This is a genomic window from Actinoplanes sp. NPDC051470 (assembly GCF_040682035.1).
GTDB lineage: Bacteria > Actinomycetota > Actinomycetes > Mycobacteriales > Micromonosporaceae > Actinoplanes.
The window spans coordinates 25,622-39,243 of record NZ_JBFBAA010000053.1 but is presented as its reverse complement, the minus strand read 5'-3'; the positions used below and the strand labels follow the sequence as shown (position 1 = coordinate 39,243).

Here is a 13,622-nt window from a genome sequence, read left to right as displayed (position 1 = left end):
CGCTGGTCCAGCCGGGCGAGGAGATCAAGCCCGACACCGTACGCGTGCTCGGGGTGATCTGCCCCGCCGGCAGCCGGCCCACCGCCCGAGTCAAGAGCTTAGAGGAGTCGATCGTGACGCTGCACCGCACCGGACTGGTCCTTGCTTCCCTGACAATGCTGTTCGGCGCGGCGGCCTGCGGCGGCGGCGACCAGGCGCCCACGACCGGCGGCCGGGGCGGCCCGGGCGGCGAGGGGATGAACGCGTACTTCGAGTGCCTGCAGAAAAACGGTGTCACGATCACCCGGCCGTCCGGTGATGCCCGGCCCTCCCGCGACGCGCGGCCGTCCGGTGAGCCCCGGCCCTCCGGCCAGCCTCGGCCGGGTGGCGGCGGCGTCGGGGGCAAGCCCGAGGGGGTCGACGACGCCACCTGGGAGAAGGCGCAGGCGGCGTGCGCGTCGGTGCGGCCGAGCTTCGGGCCGGGCAGCGGCGGCAACGGGCGAGGCGGGCGCGGCCAGATGTCCCCGGCGTACCGGAACTGCCTGCAGGAGAACGGCGCGACGCTCGGTGAGGGTTCGCCGGCGCCGGACGACGCGGCCCTGACGAAGGCCCGCGAGGCGTGCAAGGCGCTCGCCCCGACGCCCCAGCCCTCCTGAGGCCAGGCCTACAACCCGGCCCGGCGGCGTTCCAGGCCGTCGAGCAGCACGTCCAGGGCGAAGGCGAACTCGATGTCGTCGTCGCAGCCGCCCAGCGGGCCGTCGTGCGACACCGCGGCGGCCAGCTCGGCGATGTGGGGCATGGTGGCCGCGAACTGCTCCGGTGGTGGCGCCGCCGCGGCCGGGGTGTCGTCGAAGAGGTCCTGGCTGAAGCCGAGGATGCGGCTGCCCAGCAGGTGGATGGCGTGGTGGCCGAGGTCGATCGAGCAGCCGCCGCGCCGCATCACGCCCAGCACCCGCTCGATGTGCAGCATCACCGCCGGCGACGGATCCTGTCGCTGTTCGAGGACGCGGGCCGCCCACGGGTGCCGGGCCATCGCCTGCCGGGCCGCCATGATCAGCGCGCGGAGCTCCTCGGTCCAGGGCGCGTCGGTGGGGGCCGGCGGCTCGATCTCGGCGACCACGGCGTCGGTCATCGCGGTGAGCAGGGCGTTCTTGTCCGGCAGGTGGTAGTAGATCGACATCGCGTCGACCCCGAGCTGCTGGGCCAGCCGGCGCATGCTCAGGCCGTCGAGGCCCTCGCGGTCGGCCAGGTCGACGGCCGCCGTGACGATGCTTTCCCGGCTGAGCCGGGAGTTGGCGCGGGCGGCGGACCCGGAGGCGGAACGTCGTGGCACCTCGCGAGCTTACTTTCTTCCTCTTCCCTCGCGTGGCGCGTGTGCCCTACGGTGTAGACCTACACCGTAGAACAAGGAGACGCCATGGTCAGCACGCTGCCGCCACGATGGTTCATCCGCACCGCCTGGGTCGCGCACAAGGCGCTGCTCGGCCTCACCAGGGACCGGCTGGGTCTGTCCACCCCGACCAAGGACGGCAGGTTCGGGATGCTCCGGCTGCACACCGTCGGCCGGCGGTCGGGCAAGCCGCGGGCGGTCGTGCTCGGCTACATCGAGGACGGCGAGAACCTGGTCACCCTGGCCATGAACGGCTGGGCGCGGCCCGACCCGGGCTGGTGGCTCAACCTCCAGGCGCGGCCGGAGGCGACGGTCGACCTGGCCGGCGGCCGGCGCGTGGTCCACGCCCGCGAGGCCACCGGCGCCGACCGCGAGCGCCTGTGGGCGACCCTGCGGGGCTCCTCCGGGTACGGCGAACTGGACGCGCTCGCCGCCAGGCGAGGCCGGGAGACGGCCGTGGTGCTGCTGGGGCCGCCGGCGTGATCGCGGGGGGTGGGCGTGATCGCGGGGGGTGGGAGCAGCCGCGCCGGCCGGAACGGGGGGACAGACGCGGCGCGGCTGCTCGACTCGGCGCACGACGCCCGGCCGTGCCCGCCCAGGGCCCCGTTCGACCAGGGCGACGTCATCCCCCCGTTCTGGCGCACGCGCGCGCACCTGACGACGTCGAACCCCAGTGGCCGGGCGGGCACGACCGAGTTCCGGGTTCTACTTTCGCCAATGAACCCCCGCACCGGCCAGGAAACCGACCGGCAGTTGACCGGCAGTTGCGAAACGCTCCGAAGCCGTAGGCTGACAGGTTCACGGGGGAACGGAACGGCGGAGGTGGATGGGTGTTCGGCCGATCGGTGGCGGAACTCCGGCGAGAAGCAGGGCTCACCCAGGAAGAACTGGCCGCCAGAACCGGAATCAGCGTGCGCGGGATCCGCGATCTCGAGGCGGGGCGGGTGGCCCGGCCCCGGGTCAGCACGGTACGCCTGCTGGCCGACGCGTTCCGCCTGAGGGGCGCCGGCCGCGAGCGGTTCCTGCGCTCGGCCGACGCCGAGGCCCCGGCCCGCGGGCCACGGCAGCTGCCGCTCGACATCGCCGACTTCTCCGGCCGCTCCGGCGAGCTGTCCCGGTTGGACGACGTGGTCGGCGGCTCCGGCGACCGGCCCGCCACCGTGGTGCTGTCCGCGGTGGCCGGGATGGCCGGGGTCGGCAAGACTGCGCTGGCCCTGCACTGGGCCCACCGGGTCCGCGACGACTACCCGGACGGCCAGCTCTACGTGAACCTGCGCGGCTTCGACGCCGCCGAGTCGGTGGCCGATCCGTCCGATGTGCTGCGTGCGTTCCTCCAGGCGCTGGACGTGCCGCCGGGCCGGGTCCCGGGCACCCTCGACGAGCGGGCCGCCCTCTACCGCACCGTGCTCGGCGACAAGCGGGTGCTCGTGGTCCTCGACAACGCCCGCGACGAGGAGCAGGTGCGCCCGCTGCTGCCCGCGGCCGGCGGCTGCGCGGTCGTGGTGACCAGCCGCGACCGGATGGCCGGGCTGGTCGCCGCCCAGGGCGCCCGGCCGGTGATGCTCGACGTGCTGTCCGAGGCGGAGGCGTACGCGCTGCTCACCGCTCGGGCCGGCGCCGCCCGGGTGGCGGCCGAGCCGGACGCGGCGGCCGAGATCATCGCGTACACGGCCCGGCTGCCGCTGGCCCTGACCATCGCCGCGGCCCGCATCGCCACCCACCCCGGGTTCCCGCTGTCCACCTTCGCGGCCGAGCTGCGGGCGCCGGCCGGGCCGCTCGACGCGCTGGCCGACGGCGACGTGCGGCGCGTCTTCAGCTGGTCCTATCTGGCCTGCTCGAAGGAGGCGCGGCGGCTGTTCCGGCTGCTCGGGCTCCACCCCGGGCCCGACCTGACGGTGACCGCCGCGGCCGCGCTGGCCGACCTGCCCGAGGCCGAGGCGGCGCCGCTGCTGGCCGAGCTGACCCGGCTCCATCTGCTGGCCCAGCATCGGCCCGGCCGCTTCGCGTTCCACGACCTGCTCCGGGCGTACGCGAGCGAACTGGCGCGCAGCGCCGAGGACCCCGGCGACCTGACCGCGGCCCGGCTCCGCATGTACGACCACTACCTGCGGCACGCGTGCGCGGCGGGGGACGCGCTCCAGCCGCAGTGGCTCAAGGTTCCGATGCCGGCCGCGACCGCCGCCCCGCCGATGACCCAGGCCGAGGCGACAGCCTGGTTCACCGAGGAAGACCGGGTGCTGCCCGGCATCCTGCGGGACGCCGCCGACACCGGGGCCGACGCCTACCCGTGGCGGCTGGCGGCGTACCTCGTCTGTTTCTACGCGCCCGGCGCCCGCTGGTCCGAGAGCGGGCCGCTGCAACGGCTGGCGCTCGGCTCCGCGACCCGCTCCGGCGACCTCCTCGGCCAGGCCACCGCCCGCCGCCTGCTGGCCCGCGCCGACTCCCGCACCGGGCGGCTGGCCGAGGCCGACGAGGGCATGCGCACCGCCCGCGACCTCTACGCCGGCCTGGGCGACCTGCTCGGCGAGGCGCAGGCCGAACACAACCTGAGCGAGATCTGCCTGCAGTCCGACCGGCCGGCCGACGCGATCGGGCACTCCCGGCGGGCGGTCGAGCTCTACCGCCGGGCCGGCTACCGCGCCGGCCTGGCCCGGGCGTTGAACGCGGTCGGCTGGGTCGCGGCGAACATGGGCGACTACGACGAGACCATCGTCAACTGCCGCGAGGCGCTGGCCATCCAGGAGGCCGGCGGCGACCTGAACGGCCAGGCCGCGACCACCGACAGCCTGGCCGTGGCGTACGAGGCGCGGGGCGAGGTCGCGCTGGCCGCCACCATGTACGAGCGGTCGGCCGCGCTGTTCCACGCCTCCGGCGACCGCTTCCACGAGGCCGAGGTGCTCAGCCACGCCGGCGCCGCCCACCACGACCTGGGCCACGCCGACGAGGCCGGCCGCTGCTGGCAGGAGGCGCTCGACATCTACCGCGAGATCGGCTCGCACGCCGCCGAGGAGGTGGAACGCAACCTGGCCAGGCTTCGCGCCGGCCGCTCCAGGCGTTAGGTTGCTGCCATGGCGGACATCGACATTCCGGCCGAGGTACGCGCGGGTTACGCGTTCACCGGTCCGGCCCTGGAACTCGGCGCGCTGGTGGGCCCGGACGGCGCCGGCGACCCGACGGCCAAGGTGCGCATCCCGCTCGCCATGGTCAACCGGCACGGGCTGGTGGCCGGCGCGACCGGCACCGGCAAGACCAAGACGCTCCAGGGCCTGGCCGAGCAGCTGTCGGCGGCCGGCGTCCCGGTGTTCCTGGCCGACATCAAGGGCGACCTGTCCGGCATGGCCGCGCCCGGTGGGGTCAACGACAAGATCAGTTCCAGGGCCAAGGACATCGGGTACGACTGGAGCCCGGCCTCGTACCCCGTGGAACTTTTCGCCCTCGGCGGCCACGGCACCGGCGTGCCGGTCCGCGCGACCATCACCTCGTTCGGTCCGCTGCTGCTGTCCCGGGTGCTGGGCCTCAACGACGTCCAGGAGTCCAGCCTGGGCCTGGTCTTCCACTTCGCCGACAAGCAGGCGCTGCCGCTGCTCGACCTGGCCGACCTGCGCGCCGTCATCCAACACCTGACCTCGTCGGCCGGCGCGGCCGAACTGGCCGAGCTGGGCGGGCTCTCCAAGGCCACCGCCGGGGTGATCCTGCGTGAGCTGATCGCGTTCGCCGACGCCGGCGCCGAGGACTTCTTCGGCGAGACCGAGTTCGACACCCGCGACTTCATGCGCGTGGCCCCCGACGGCCGCGGCGTGGTCAGCATCCTCGAGCTGCCCAGCCTGCAGAACCGCCCCGAGCTGTTCGCCACGTTCCTGATGTGGTTCCTGGCCGACCTGTTCCAGGACCTGCCCGAGGTCGGCGACGTCGACCAGCCCAAGCTGGTGTTCTTCTTCGACGAGGCCCACCTGCTGTTCAAGGACGCGTCCAAGGAGTTCCTGAGCGCGATCACCCAGACCGTCCGGCTGATCCGCTCCAAGGGCGTCGGCATCTTCTTCGTCACCCAGACCCCCAAGGACGTGCACGGCGACGTGCTGGCCCAGCTCGGCAACCGGGTCCAGCACGCCCTGCGGGCCTACACCCCCGAGGACGCCAAGGCCCTCAAGGCGACCGTCTCGACCTTCCCCAGGTCCGGGTACGACCTGGCCGAGGTGCTCACCAAGCTCGGCACCGGCGAGGCGATCGTGACCGTGCTGTCCGAGCGGGGCGCCCCCACCCCGGTGGCGTGGACCCGGCTGCCTCCGCCGCGCTCCCTGATGGCCCAGGTCGACCCGTCCGTGGCGACCGGCATCGTCTCCGGGTCGGCGCTGAACGCCCGCTACGCCGCCCGCATCGACCGCGAGTCGGCCTACGAGATGCTCCTGGCCAAGGTGGCCGTCCCGCCACCGGCCGCCCCTCCGGCGGCTCCGGCCCCGGCTCCGGCCCCGGCTCCTCCGAAGAAGGCCGACAAGTCGTTCCTGGAGAAGGCGCTCAGCAACGCGACGGTCCGCAACGCCCTCAAGACCGCCGCCACGGCCGCCGGCCGCGAGATCGTCCGCTCGATCTTCGGAGCCGCCAAACGCCGTCGCTAGGCGGGGCAGCGGTCCGGGCGGGCACGGGCCATACTCGTCGCCGTGTTCAGCTTCGATCATGACGGTGACGGACGGCGGGCGCCCGGGGTCATTCAGGCCTTGGCGATCCTGCTGGTCGTCGGCGGCGCGTTGTCAGTGTTGTTCTCGATCGCGGGGCTGGTGTCCGGGGCGTGGCTGGCCGGGGTGTCCCTGCTGCTCGGGGTGCTCTACCTGGTGCTCGCCCGGGCCGTCCAGCGCGCCCGGCCCTGGGCGCGGCCGACGATTCTGGTCCTCTCCCTGGCCGGGGTGGTGCAGAGCGTCTACCAGCTCGTCACCGGTGACCTGGCCACCGCGATCGGTGGGCTGGTCTGGCCGGTGGTCTACGCGCTGCTGGTGAATGCCGCGGCGGCACGGGCGTGGTTCCGGGGTTCTCGAGGGTGACCACGCACGCCGGTGGAGCGGAGCGACCCTCGGCGGGAGCGACGGTCGGCGCCACCCACCCCGCTACGACCTCCAGAATTTGATGGTGATCGTCAGAGCCAGTTCTTCTTCTTGAAGGTGTAGATGAGCGAACCGGCCGCGCCCAGCATCAGGACCGCGCTCGCCACCACCCCCACCCAGGTGCCCGAGGACGGGTACGGCACGTTCTGGCCGAAATAGCCGGTCACCGCCGTCGGCACCGCGATGATCGCCGCCCACGCCGCCAGTTTCTTGGTGATGTCGTTGAGGGCGTTGCTCTGCTCGTTGAGGTCGGCGTCGAGCAGGCCGTTGATGCGTTCGCGGGCCATCTCGGTGGTCTCCGCGGCGTGCTGGGCGTGGTCCTGCACGTCGCGCAGGTAGGGCTTGAGCTGGTCGGAAAGCCGCAGGTGGGCGCCGATGTCGAGGAGCTCGGCGACGATGCCGGGCATGGGGGCGACGCCGCGCTGGAGCATGGCCAGGGTGCGCCGCAGCGCGAAGCCCTTGGCCCGCACCGCGCGGGGCGCGCCGCCCTCCTCGAGCAGGGTGTCCTCGACGCCGTCCATCGCCCGGTCGAGCTTCTGGGCGCCGTCCAGCTGGGCGTCCATCACCACGTCGAGCAGGCCGTAGACCAGGAAGGCGACGCCGCTGTCGGCGCCGAGCGTCTCGGCGTCGAGGTCCCAGCGGGCGGTCAGCGCGGCCAGGTCGCCCGGCTGCTTGTGCACGGTGATCAGCGCGTTCTCCAGGATGAAGGCGCTGATCTCGGTCTTGCGCAGCGACGGCGGGGCGGTCTGCACCCGAACCTGGTAGAGGTTGAGGAACAGGTGCTCCGGGTAGCGGTCGAGCTTGGGGCGCTCGTGGTCCTGGACGGCGTCCTCGACGGCCAGCGGGTGCAGCCCGAAGATCTTCTGCGCCTCGGCCAGGTCGGGCGCCTCGGGGTCGAGCAGGTCCAGCCAGAGCACCGCGCCGGGGTGCTCGCGCAGCAGGTCGGGGATGCGCTCCGGCGGGAAGCCCTCCTCGACCACCTTGCCGGCCTGGTAGAGCCGGGTGGTGGCGGGCGGGCCGGAAGTCGTGGTGGTCACACCTGAAGTCTTACCCGGTTCGGTGGACAGTGGCTCGGCGGAGGGTAAGGGTTCAGGGAGAAGACGAAAGGGTGTGGGAACACATGCAGTATCGGCAACTGGGACGATCCGGTCTCCGGGTCTCGACGTTCACGCTCGGCACGATGGGGTTCGGCGGCACCGGGTTCGCCGCCAACGTCGGCAAGATCGACGTGGCCGGGGCGCGCGAGCAGATCGCGGTGGCCAAGGACTTCGGCGTCAACCTGATCGACACCGCCGACGTCTACTCGACCGGCTGGTCCGAGGAGATCCTGGGCGAGGCGCTCGGCGACAAGCGCGACGACTGGCTGGTCGCCACCAAGGTGCGGATGCCGATGGGTGACGGCCCGAACGACGCCGGCCTGTCCCGTCACCACGTCATCCGCGCGGCCGAGGCCAGCCTGCGCCGGCTCAAGACCGACTACATCGACCTCTACCAGGTGCACGAGTGGGACGGTCACACCCCGCTCGAGGAGACCCTGGGCGCGCTGAACGACCTGGTCCGCAGCGGCAAGGTGCGCTACATCGGCTGTTCCAACTTCGCCGCGTGGCAGCTGATGAAGGCGCTCGCGGTCAGCGACGCCCGCCACCTGGAGCGGTTCGTCAGCCAGCAGATGTTCTACAGCCTGCAGAACCGGGACATCGAGGCCGAGCACATCCCGCTGACCGTCGACCAGGGCCTCGGCGTGCTGGTCTGGAGCCCGCTGGCCGGCGGCCTGCTCTCCGGCAAGTACCGCCGCGGCGTCGACGCGCCGGAAGGCAGCCGCCATCTCACCGACTGGGACGAGCCGCCGGTCCACGACGAGGACAAGCTCTACGACACGATCGAGAAGGCCGTCCAGATCGGCGAGGCCCATGGCGTGTCCGCGGCCCGGGTGTCGCTGGCCTGGCTGCTCAGCAAGCCCGGCGTCACGTCCCTGATCGTCGGCGCGCGCACGCCCGAGCAGCTCCGCGACAGCCTGGGCGCGGCCGACCTCGAGCTGACCGCCGACGAGGTGGCCGCCCTCGACGACGTCAGCGGTTCGCCGCTCCGCTACCCGTTCTGGCACCAGCGCAACACCAGCGCCGACCGGTTGAGCCCGGCCGACCTCACCCAGATCGCGCCGTTCCTCGACAAGTAGATCCACGATGTCGCACCTGGGTGGGTGGTGCTGACCGCAGCTCCCGCCGAGGCCGGGTGCGCGGCTCCAAGGCCGCGGGGCGGCCAGAACAGAGCCGCGCACCCTTCATTCCGCGTGCGTGGTCACCCTAGAAGACCCCACGGCGTTCATCCGCGGGAATTTGTCATGGCCATCAGCACCAGGGCCACGGTGGCCACCGGGTCGGCCGGGCCCAGGGCGCCGGACACCGGGCCGAGGTCGGGTCGGCGGATCGGGCCCGGCTTGCCCAGCCGGTCGCGGTCGGGGCCGGTGACCAGGTAGCGGCCCTCGCCGTGCGGGCGGACCCAGGCCAGGGCGCTGTCCCGGGGGTCGCCGATCGAGCGGCGGAAGCCCAGGTCGATGTGGCTGGTGAAGGGGAACAGCGCGCGCAGCCGGGGCTCGGCCGCGGCCGCCGTCAGGAAGGCGTGCAGGTCGAGCAGGTGCAGGGAGCGGGTCGACGAGATGTCGAGGTATTCCTGCCAGCGGTAGGCGATGGCCGCCGACTCGCCCCGCTCGAAGGCCTCGGCGAAGCCGCTGAACGTGACGAACGGCCACACCGAGGCCAGCCGCCGGACCGGGGCGCCGGACAGGAACATCCAGGTCGCGGCGGCCGCGTCGGCGATGCCGGTCGCGCTGCCCTGAGCCATCTGCACGCCGCGCATCCAGAACTGGAGCAGGAACGCCCGCTCGTGCATGGCCATCACGACGGACGCGGACCGGTCGGCGGCGTGCGTCTCGGCGCTCACCCGCGCCCAGCCGGGCGAGGCCGGGCGCTGGGCCCGCAGCGGCGCGTGGGCGGCGTCGAACTCCGTCTGCAGGAGGGTGGCGAGGTCACCGGCCGCGGCGACCTCGGGATACAGGTAGGGATCCGGTGCGTCCGCCATCGGCCGGCTACCGGGTGACGGTGGTGCTGCCGGCCGGGCGGACCTCGTCGCGGCCCTCCAACGCCAGGGCCACACCGCCGATCGCGCCGATCAGCACGATGACGATCGCGGCGATCAGCGCTATCCGTTGGCGGCGGCGGAACTCGTCGGGGCCGGGCTCCGCGGCCGGCGGACCGGTGAGGGCGAACTCCTGGGTGGTCTCGCCTGAGCGCGCGGTCGCCCGCACGGTCGCCTTCGGCAGGGGAGGCCTGGGCTCGCCGAGGACCGGCGCCTCAGGAGACGGCTCGCCGAGGACCGGTGTCTCAGGAGAAATGGTGGGAGCCGGAGGGACGCCGGCCACGAGAGCGGCGCCCATGGCGATGCTGTGCTCGGGGTGCGGGTCCTGCGCGACCGGTCGTCCGTACCCGGCGGTCAGCAGTTGGGTGACCAGCGGGATGCGCGACGATCCCCCGCTCAGCAGGACCATCGAGATGTCGTCGGCGGAAACGCCGGCGCCGCGGATCGCACGGCCCAGCGCCTCGACCGTGTCGGTCAGCGCCGGCGCGACGGCGGCCTCGAACTCGGCCCGGGTCATCCGCACCCGCGTGTGGAAACCGGGCAGCGCCACCGGGATCTGCACCTCGGTGTCGAAGGACAGCGACTCCTTGCCCTCCACGCAGTCGCGCCGCAGCCGGGCGATGGCCGCCTCGAAGTCGGGATCGCCGCGGTCGGTCGCCTCCGGACCGAGGACCTGGGTGACGTGAGCGAAGACGGCCTCGTCGAAGTCCATGCCGCCGAGCTGCTCGATGCCGCTGGGCGGGCCGGGCATCTCGTACCCGTCCTCGGTGCGCCGCAGCACCGCCGCGTCGAACGTGCCGCCGCCCAGGTCGTACACGGCGATCAGCTCGCCGGGGGCGATGCGCTTGCCGGCCGCGTGGTGCAGGGCCGCCGCCTCGGGCTCGGTGAGCGTCCGCACGCCGGTCAGCCCGGCCGCCAGAAAGACCTGCTCGAGCTGCTCGCGCTTGTACGGACCCCAGTTCGCCGGATGGGTCACGACGACGTGCGCCGGCGGCCCGCCGTACAGCGTGGTGACGGTCTGGACGACGTGTTTGAGCAACCGGCCGAGCAGCGCGTGCGCGGAGAACGGGGCCCCGCCGACCAGGATCGACACCGGGTCGCCCATCCGGCGCTTGACCTCACGGACCAGCCGGGACGGGTCGGTGCGGCCCTGGCGCCCGGCGCCGTCGCCGACCGTCATCCGGCCGTCTTCGGCCAGGTGGATGAGCGCCGGCATCTCCTTGTGGCGGTCGCCGAGCTGCACCACCTCGATCCGCCCGTCGAGGTTGACGGCCGCGGCGATATGGGTGGTGCCCAGGTCGACACCCAGTGCGTAGTCCATCAAGGGAAGTATGCTCCCCGAGATCCGGACGGGCGAGGGGGAGACATCCGATGAGGACGCTCAGGGTCGAGGACGCGTCGATCGGCTACGGCTCGGGCGACCCGGTGCTGCGCGACGTGTCGGTCGCGGTCGGTCCGGGCGAGATCCTCGCGGTCACCGGCCCGTCCGGCGCCGGCAAGACCACGCTGCTGGCCGCCATGGCCGGTCTGCTCACGCCCGCCGCGGGCAAGGTTCTGGTCGACGACGCGGCACTGACCGACCGCGATCAGGCGGTCGCGCTCGGCGTGGTGCTGATCCCGCAGGACAACGGGCTGGCCGCGATTCTCACCGCGGCCGAGAACATCGCGGTCGCGGTGATCGCCACCGGCGGCACCCCGGCCGAGGCGCGGCGGCTCACCGCCGAGGCGCTCGACCGGGTCGGCCTGTCCGGGCACGGCGACCAGCTCATCGAGGAGCTGTCCGGCGGTCAGCAGCAGCGTACGGCCATCGCCCGCGGCCTGGCGCTGCGCGGCGACGTGCTGCTCGCCGACGAGGTCACCAGCGAGCTGGACGCGACCAACCGGCAGAAGGTGATGGACATGCTCAGGTCGGAGGCGGCGCGGGGGGCCGCGGTCGTGCTGGCCACCCACGACCCGGAGGCGGCCGCCCTCGGCGACCGCGAGCTGCACCTGCTCGACGGCGAGGCGACCTGGGTGCGTTCCTAGAGAACTAGGAACCGGGTACGAGCGTGACCTCGCCGTCGACGTGCTGCACGGTGAAGAGCGTGCCCGGCGGGTACGACCCCAGCACGTCCGGCGGCAGTTGCACGGTGCCGTCGCCGGCCACCACGGCGAAGTCTTGACCGTCGCGGCCCTCGGCGCCGACCCGGCCGTCCCGGATGGTGACCGCGCGGCCGAGCCGGGCGCCCACCTCGTTGTCGTGGGTCACCACCACGATGGTGGTCTGCCGTTCCCGGTTGACCGTCTCCATCGCGGCGAGCACCTCGTCGCGGCCCTTGGTGTCGAGCCGGCTGGTCGGCTCGTCGACCAGCAGCAGCCCGGGCCCGGCGGCGATGCCCACGGCGAGCGCGGCCCGCTGCCGCCCGCCCGGGGTGAGGTCGTCGAGCCGGGCGCGGCCCTGGCCGGGCAGCCCGACCAGGTCGAGGATGCGGTCGGGGTCGTCCAGCTCGATGCCGCGGGTGTGTGCCGCCCGCCGCTGGGCCAGCCAGATGTTGCGGTGCAGGGACACGTAGGGCAGCAGGTTGCGCGCCGCGCCCTGGAGCACCACCCCGATCTCGGTGCCGCGCAACCGGGACACCTCGGCGTCGGAGAGCTTGCCCATGTCGTACGTGCCGATGTTGATCCGCCCGGCCGACGGCCGCATCAGCCCGGCCAGCAGCGCGATCAGCGTCGACTTGCCGGAGCCGGAGGGCCCGACCAGCGCCAGCGTCTCGCCGGGCGCGATGGACAGGTCGACACCGGCCAGCGCCACCACGTCACCCGCCTCGGCGCGGTAGATGTGCACAACGCGGCGACAAGCCACAGCCAGCCCGTTCATGCGATCACGATAGTCGCCCGTCCGTGTCGGAAGGCGCCCGCTTAGGGTGGTGCCCGTGCGTGACATCGCCGTTTTCAGCGGAAGTGCCCATCCCGACCTGGCCGCCGAGATCTGCCACCACCTGGGGGTGCCCCTGCTCGGGACGCGGGTGTCCCGATTCGCCAACGACTGCATCGAGGTGCAGCTCCAGGGGAACTGCCGGGAACGTGACGTGTTCCTGATCCAGCCGCTCGTGCCGCCGACCCAGGAGAACCTGGTCGAGCTGCTGTTCATGTTGGACGCGGCCCGGGGTGCGTCGGCCGGGCGGATCACCGTGGTGCTGCCGCACTACGCGTACGCCCGCAGTGACAAGAAGGACGCCCCGCGCATCTCCATCGGCGGCCGCCTGGTCGCCGACCTCCTGAACCAGGCCGGCGCCGACCGGATCCTGGCCATGACCCTCCACTCGCCGCAGGTGCACGGCTTCTTCAGCATCCCGGTCGACCACCTGCACGCGCTGCGCGAGCTGGCCGACCACTTCCGCGGCTACGACCTGAGCAACACCGTGGTGGTCTCGCCCGACCTGGGCAACGCCAAGGAGGCGGCCACCTTCGCCCGGATGCTCGGCATCGACGTGGCGGCCGGGGCCAAGCAGCGCTTCGCCGACGACAAGGTGGTGATCAGCTCGGTGATCGGCGAGGTGACCGACCGGGACGTGATCGTGCTGGACGACGAGATCGCCAAGGGCAGCACGGTCTTCGAGCTGCTGGGCCGGCTCCGCGAGCGCAACATCCGCAGTGTCCGGGTGGCCTGCACGCACGGCCTGTTCACCGGCGACGCGATCGAGCGGCTGAGCGCGGAGAAGGACGTCGAGGAGATCGTGTGTACGAACACCGTGCCGATCCCGCGCTCGAAGCACTCCGACAAGCTGACCGTTCTGTCGGTGGCGGCGCCGCTGGCCGAGGCGATGCGCCGCATCCACAACGGCGAATCGGTCAGCGCGCTGTTCGCCTGAGCCTGGCATACCCGGACAATCCCGTCACCGTGCGGTTACTCCTCGGGCACGCACCGTGTCCATAGTCCAGCCTGATGCAATTTCCATCAATCGGACTGAGTACCCACCGATGATCAGCCGATCCTCCCCGTAATCCCAGCTCAGTGGTCCCCTTTCGAGTGAACCTGTGTCACG

The 13,622-nt window shown here is 72.8% G+C and carries 13 protein-coding genes; 8 read left to right on the top strand and 5 right to left on the bottom strand.

Annotated elements, in window-relative coordinates; all coding sequences use genetic code 11:
- On the top strand, positions 1–635 hold a 635-nt coding region (locus tag AB0M54_RS45750), incomplete at its 5' end, for a hypothetical protein (protein WP_364479208.1).
- A gap of 8 nt (positions 636–643) precedes the next feature.
- Here AB0M54_RS45750 and AB0M54_RS45745 read toward each other — a convergent pair.
- The gene (locus tag AB0M54_RS45745; RefSeq protein WP_364479205.1) at positions 644–1,312 is read right to left on the bottom strand and encodes a TetR/AcrR family transcriptional regulator C-terminal domain-containing protein; all 669 of its coding nucleotides are present in this window, start codon (positions 1,310–1,312) and stop codon (positions 644–646) included.
- An 84-nt stretch (positions 1,313–1,396) separates the two neighbouring features.
- Between AB0M54_RS45745 and AB0M54_RS45740 the strand changes: the two genes are divergently transcribed.
- From AB0M54_RS45740 to AB0M54_RS45725, 4 genes are all read left to right on the top strand, one after another.
- The gene (locus AB0M54_RS45740; RefSeq protein ID WP_364328659.1) at positions 1,397–1,852 is read left to right on the top strand and encodes a nitroreductase family deazaflavin-dependent oxidoreductase; all 456 of its coding nucleotides are present in this window, start codon (positions 1,397–1,399) and stop codon (positions 1,850–1,852) included.
- Between the two features lie 347 nt (positions 1,853–2,199).
- Positions 2,200–4,428, top strand: a complete 2,229-nt coding sequence (locus AB0M54_RS45735; protein WP_364479202.1) for a tetratricopeptide repeat protein — start codon at positions 2,200–2,202, stop codon at positions 4,426–4,428.
- 9 nt (positions 4,429–4,437) lie between these two features.
- On the top strand, positions 4,438–5,982 hold the full coding sequence (locus AB0M54_RS45730) for a helicase HerA-like domain-containing protein (protein ID WP_364479199.1): 1,545 nt from the start codon (positions 4,438–4,440) through the stop codon (positions 5,980–5,982).
- A gap of 42 nt (positions 5,983–6,024) precedes the next feature.
- On the top strand, positions 6,025–6,402 hold the full coding sequence (locus AB0M54_RS45725; RefSeq protein ID WP_364479196.1) for a hypothetical protein: 378 nt from the start codon (positions 6,025–6,027) through the stop codon (positions 6,400–6,402).
- Between the two features lie 92 nt (positions 6,403–6,494).
- Here AB0M54_RS45725 and AB0M54_RS45720 read toward each other — a convergent pair whose 3' ends face one another.
- Complete coding sequence (locus AB0M54_RS45720) at positions 6,495–7,499, bottom strand: magnesium transporter CorA family protein (RefSeq protein WP_364479193.1); 1,005 nt, start codon at positions 7,497–7,499, stop codon at positions 6,495–6,497.
- Between the two features lie 83 nt (positions 7,500–7,582).
- Between AB0M54_RS45720 and AB0M54_RS45715 the strand changes: the two genes are divergently transcribed.
- Complete coding sequence (locus AB0M54_RS45715) at positions 7,583–8,638, top strand: aldo/keto reductase (protein ID WP_364479191.1); 1,056 nt, start codon at positions 7,583–7,585, stop codon at positions 8,636–8,638.
- Between the two features lie 146 nt (positions 8,639–8,784).
- On the opposite strand, the gene AB0M54_RS45710 is transcribed toward AB0M54_RS45715, so the two are convergent.
- Complete coding sequence (locus AB0M54_RS45710) at positions 8,785–9,540, bottom strand: DUF6193 family natural product biosynthesis protein (RefSeq protein ID WP_364328643.1); 756 nt, start codon at positions 9,538–9,540, stop codon at positions 8,785–8,787.
- Positions 9,541–9,547: 7 nt separating this feature from the next.
- Positions 9,548–10,918 carry an Hsp70 family protein gene (locus tag AB0M54_RS45705; protein WP_364479188.1) on the bottom strand — a complete coding sequence of 457 codons (1,371 nt, stop codon included), beginning with the start codon at positions 10,916–10,918 and terminating at the stop codon, positions 9,548–9,550.
- Positions 10,919–10,968: 50 nt separating this feature from the next.
- On the opposite strand from AB0M54_RS45705, the gene AB0M54_RS45700 reads away from it, so the two are divergent.
- Positions 10,969–11,622 (top strand): ATP-binding cassette domain-containing protein, encoded by a 654-nt coding sequence (locus AB0M54_RS45700; protein ID WP_364479185.1) that lies wholly within the window; start codon positions 10,969–10,971, stop codon positions 11,620–11,622.
- Between the two features lie 4 nt (positions 11,623–11,626).
- Here AB0M54_RS45700 and AB0M54_RS45695 read toward each other — a convergent pair whose 3' ends face one another.
- A complete protein-coding gene (locus tag AB0M54_RS45695; protein ID WP_364328634.1) occupies positions 11,627–12,454 on the bottom strand; it encodes an ATP-binding cassette domain-containing protein in 828 nt (275 codons plus the stop codon).
- A gap of 55 nt (positions 12,455–12,509) precedes the next feature.
- Between AB0M54_RS45695 and AB0M54_RS45690 the strand changes: the two genes are divergently transcribed.
- Positions 12,510–13,448 carry a ribose-phosphate pyrophosphokinase gene (locus AB0M54_RS45690; RefSeq protein ID WP_364328631.1) on the top strand — a complete coding sequence of 313 codons (939 nt, stop codon included), beginning with the start codon at positions 12,510–12,512 and terminating at the stop codon, positions 13,446–13,448.
- The last annotated feature ends 174 nt before the right edge of the window (positions 13,449–13,622 follow it).

Excerpts from the sequence above, each read along its gene's own strand:
- AB0M54_RS45700 (WP_364479185.1), top strand. The coding sequence starts at position 10,969 with ATGAGGACGCTCAGGGTCGAGGACGCGTCGATCGGCTACGGCTCGGGC.
- AB0M54_RS45730 (WP_364479199.1), top strand. The coding sequence starts at position 4,438 with ATGGCGGACATCGACATTCCGGCCGAGGTACGCGCGGGTTACGCGTTC.
- AB0M54_RS45715 (WP_364479191.1), top strand. The coding sequence starts at position 7,583 with ATGCAGTATCGGCAACTGGGACGATCCGGTCTCCGGGTCTCGACGTTC.
- AB0M54_RS45740 (WP_364328659.1), top strand. The coding sequence starts at position 1,397 with ATGGTCAGCACGCTGCCGCCACGATGGTTCATCCGCACCGCCTGGGTC.
- AB0M54_RS45695 (WP_364328634.1), bottom strand. The coding sequence starts at position 12,454 with ATGAACGGGCTGGCTGTGGCTTGTCGCCGCGTTGTGCACATCTACCGC.
- AB0M54_RS45705 (WP_364479188.1), bottom strand. The coding sequence starts at position 10,918 with ATGGACTACGCACTGGGTGTCGACCTGGGCACCACCCATATCGCCGCG.
- AB0M54_RS45710 (WP_364328643.1), bottom strand. The coding sequence starts at position 9,540 with ATGGCGGACGCACCGGATCCCTACCTGTATCCCGAGGTCGCCGCGGCC.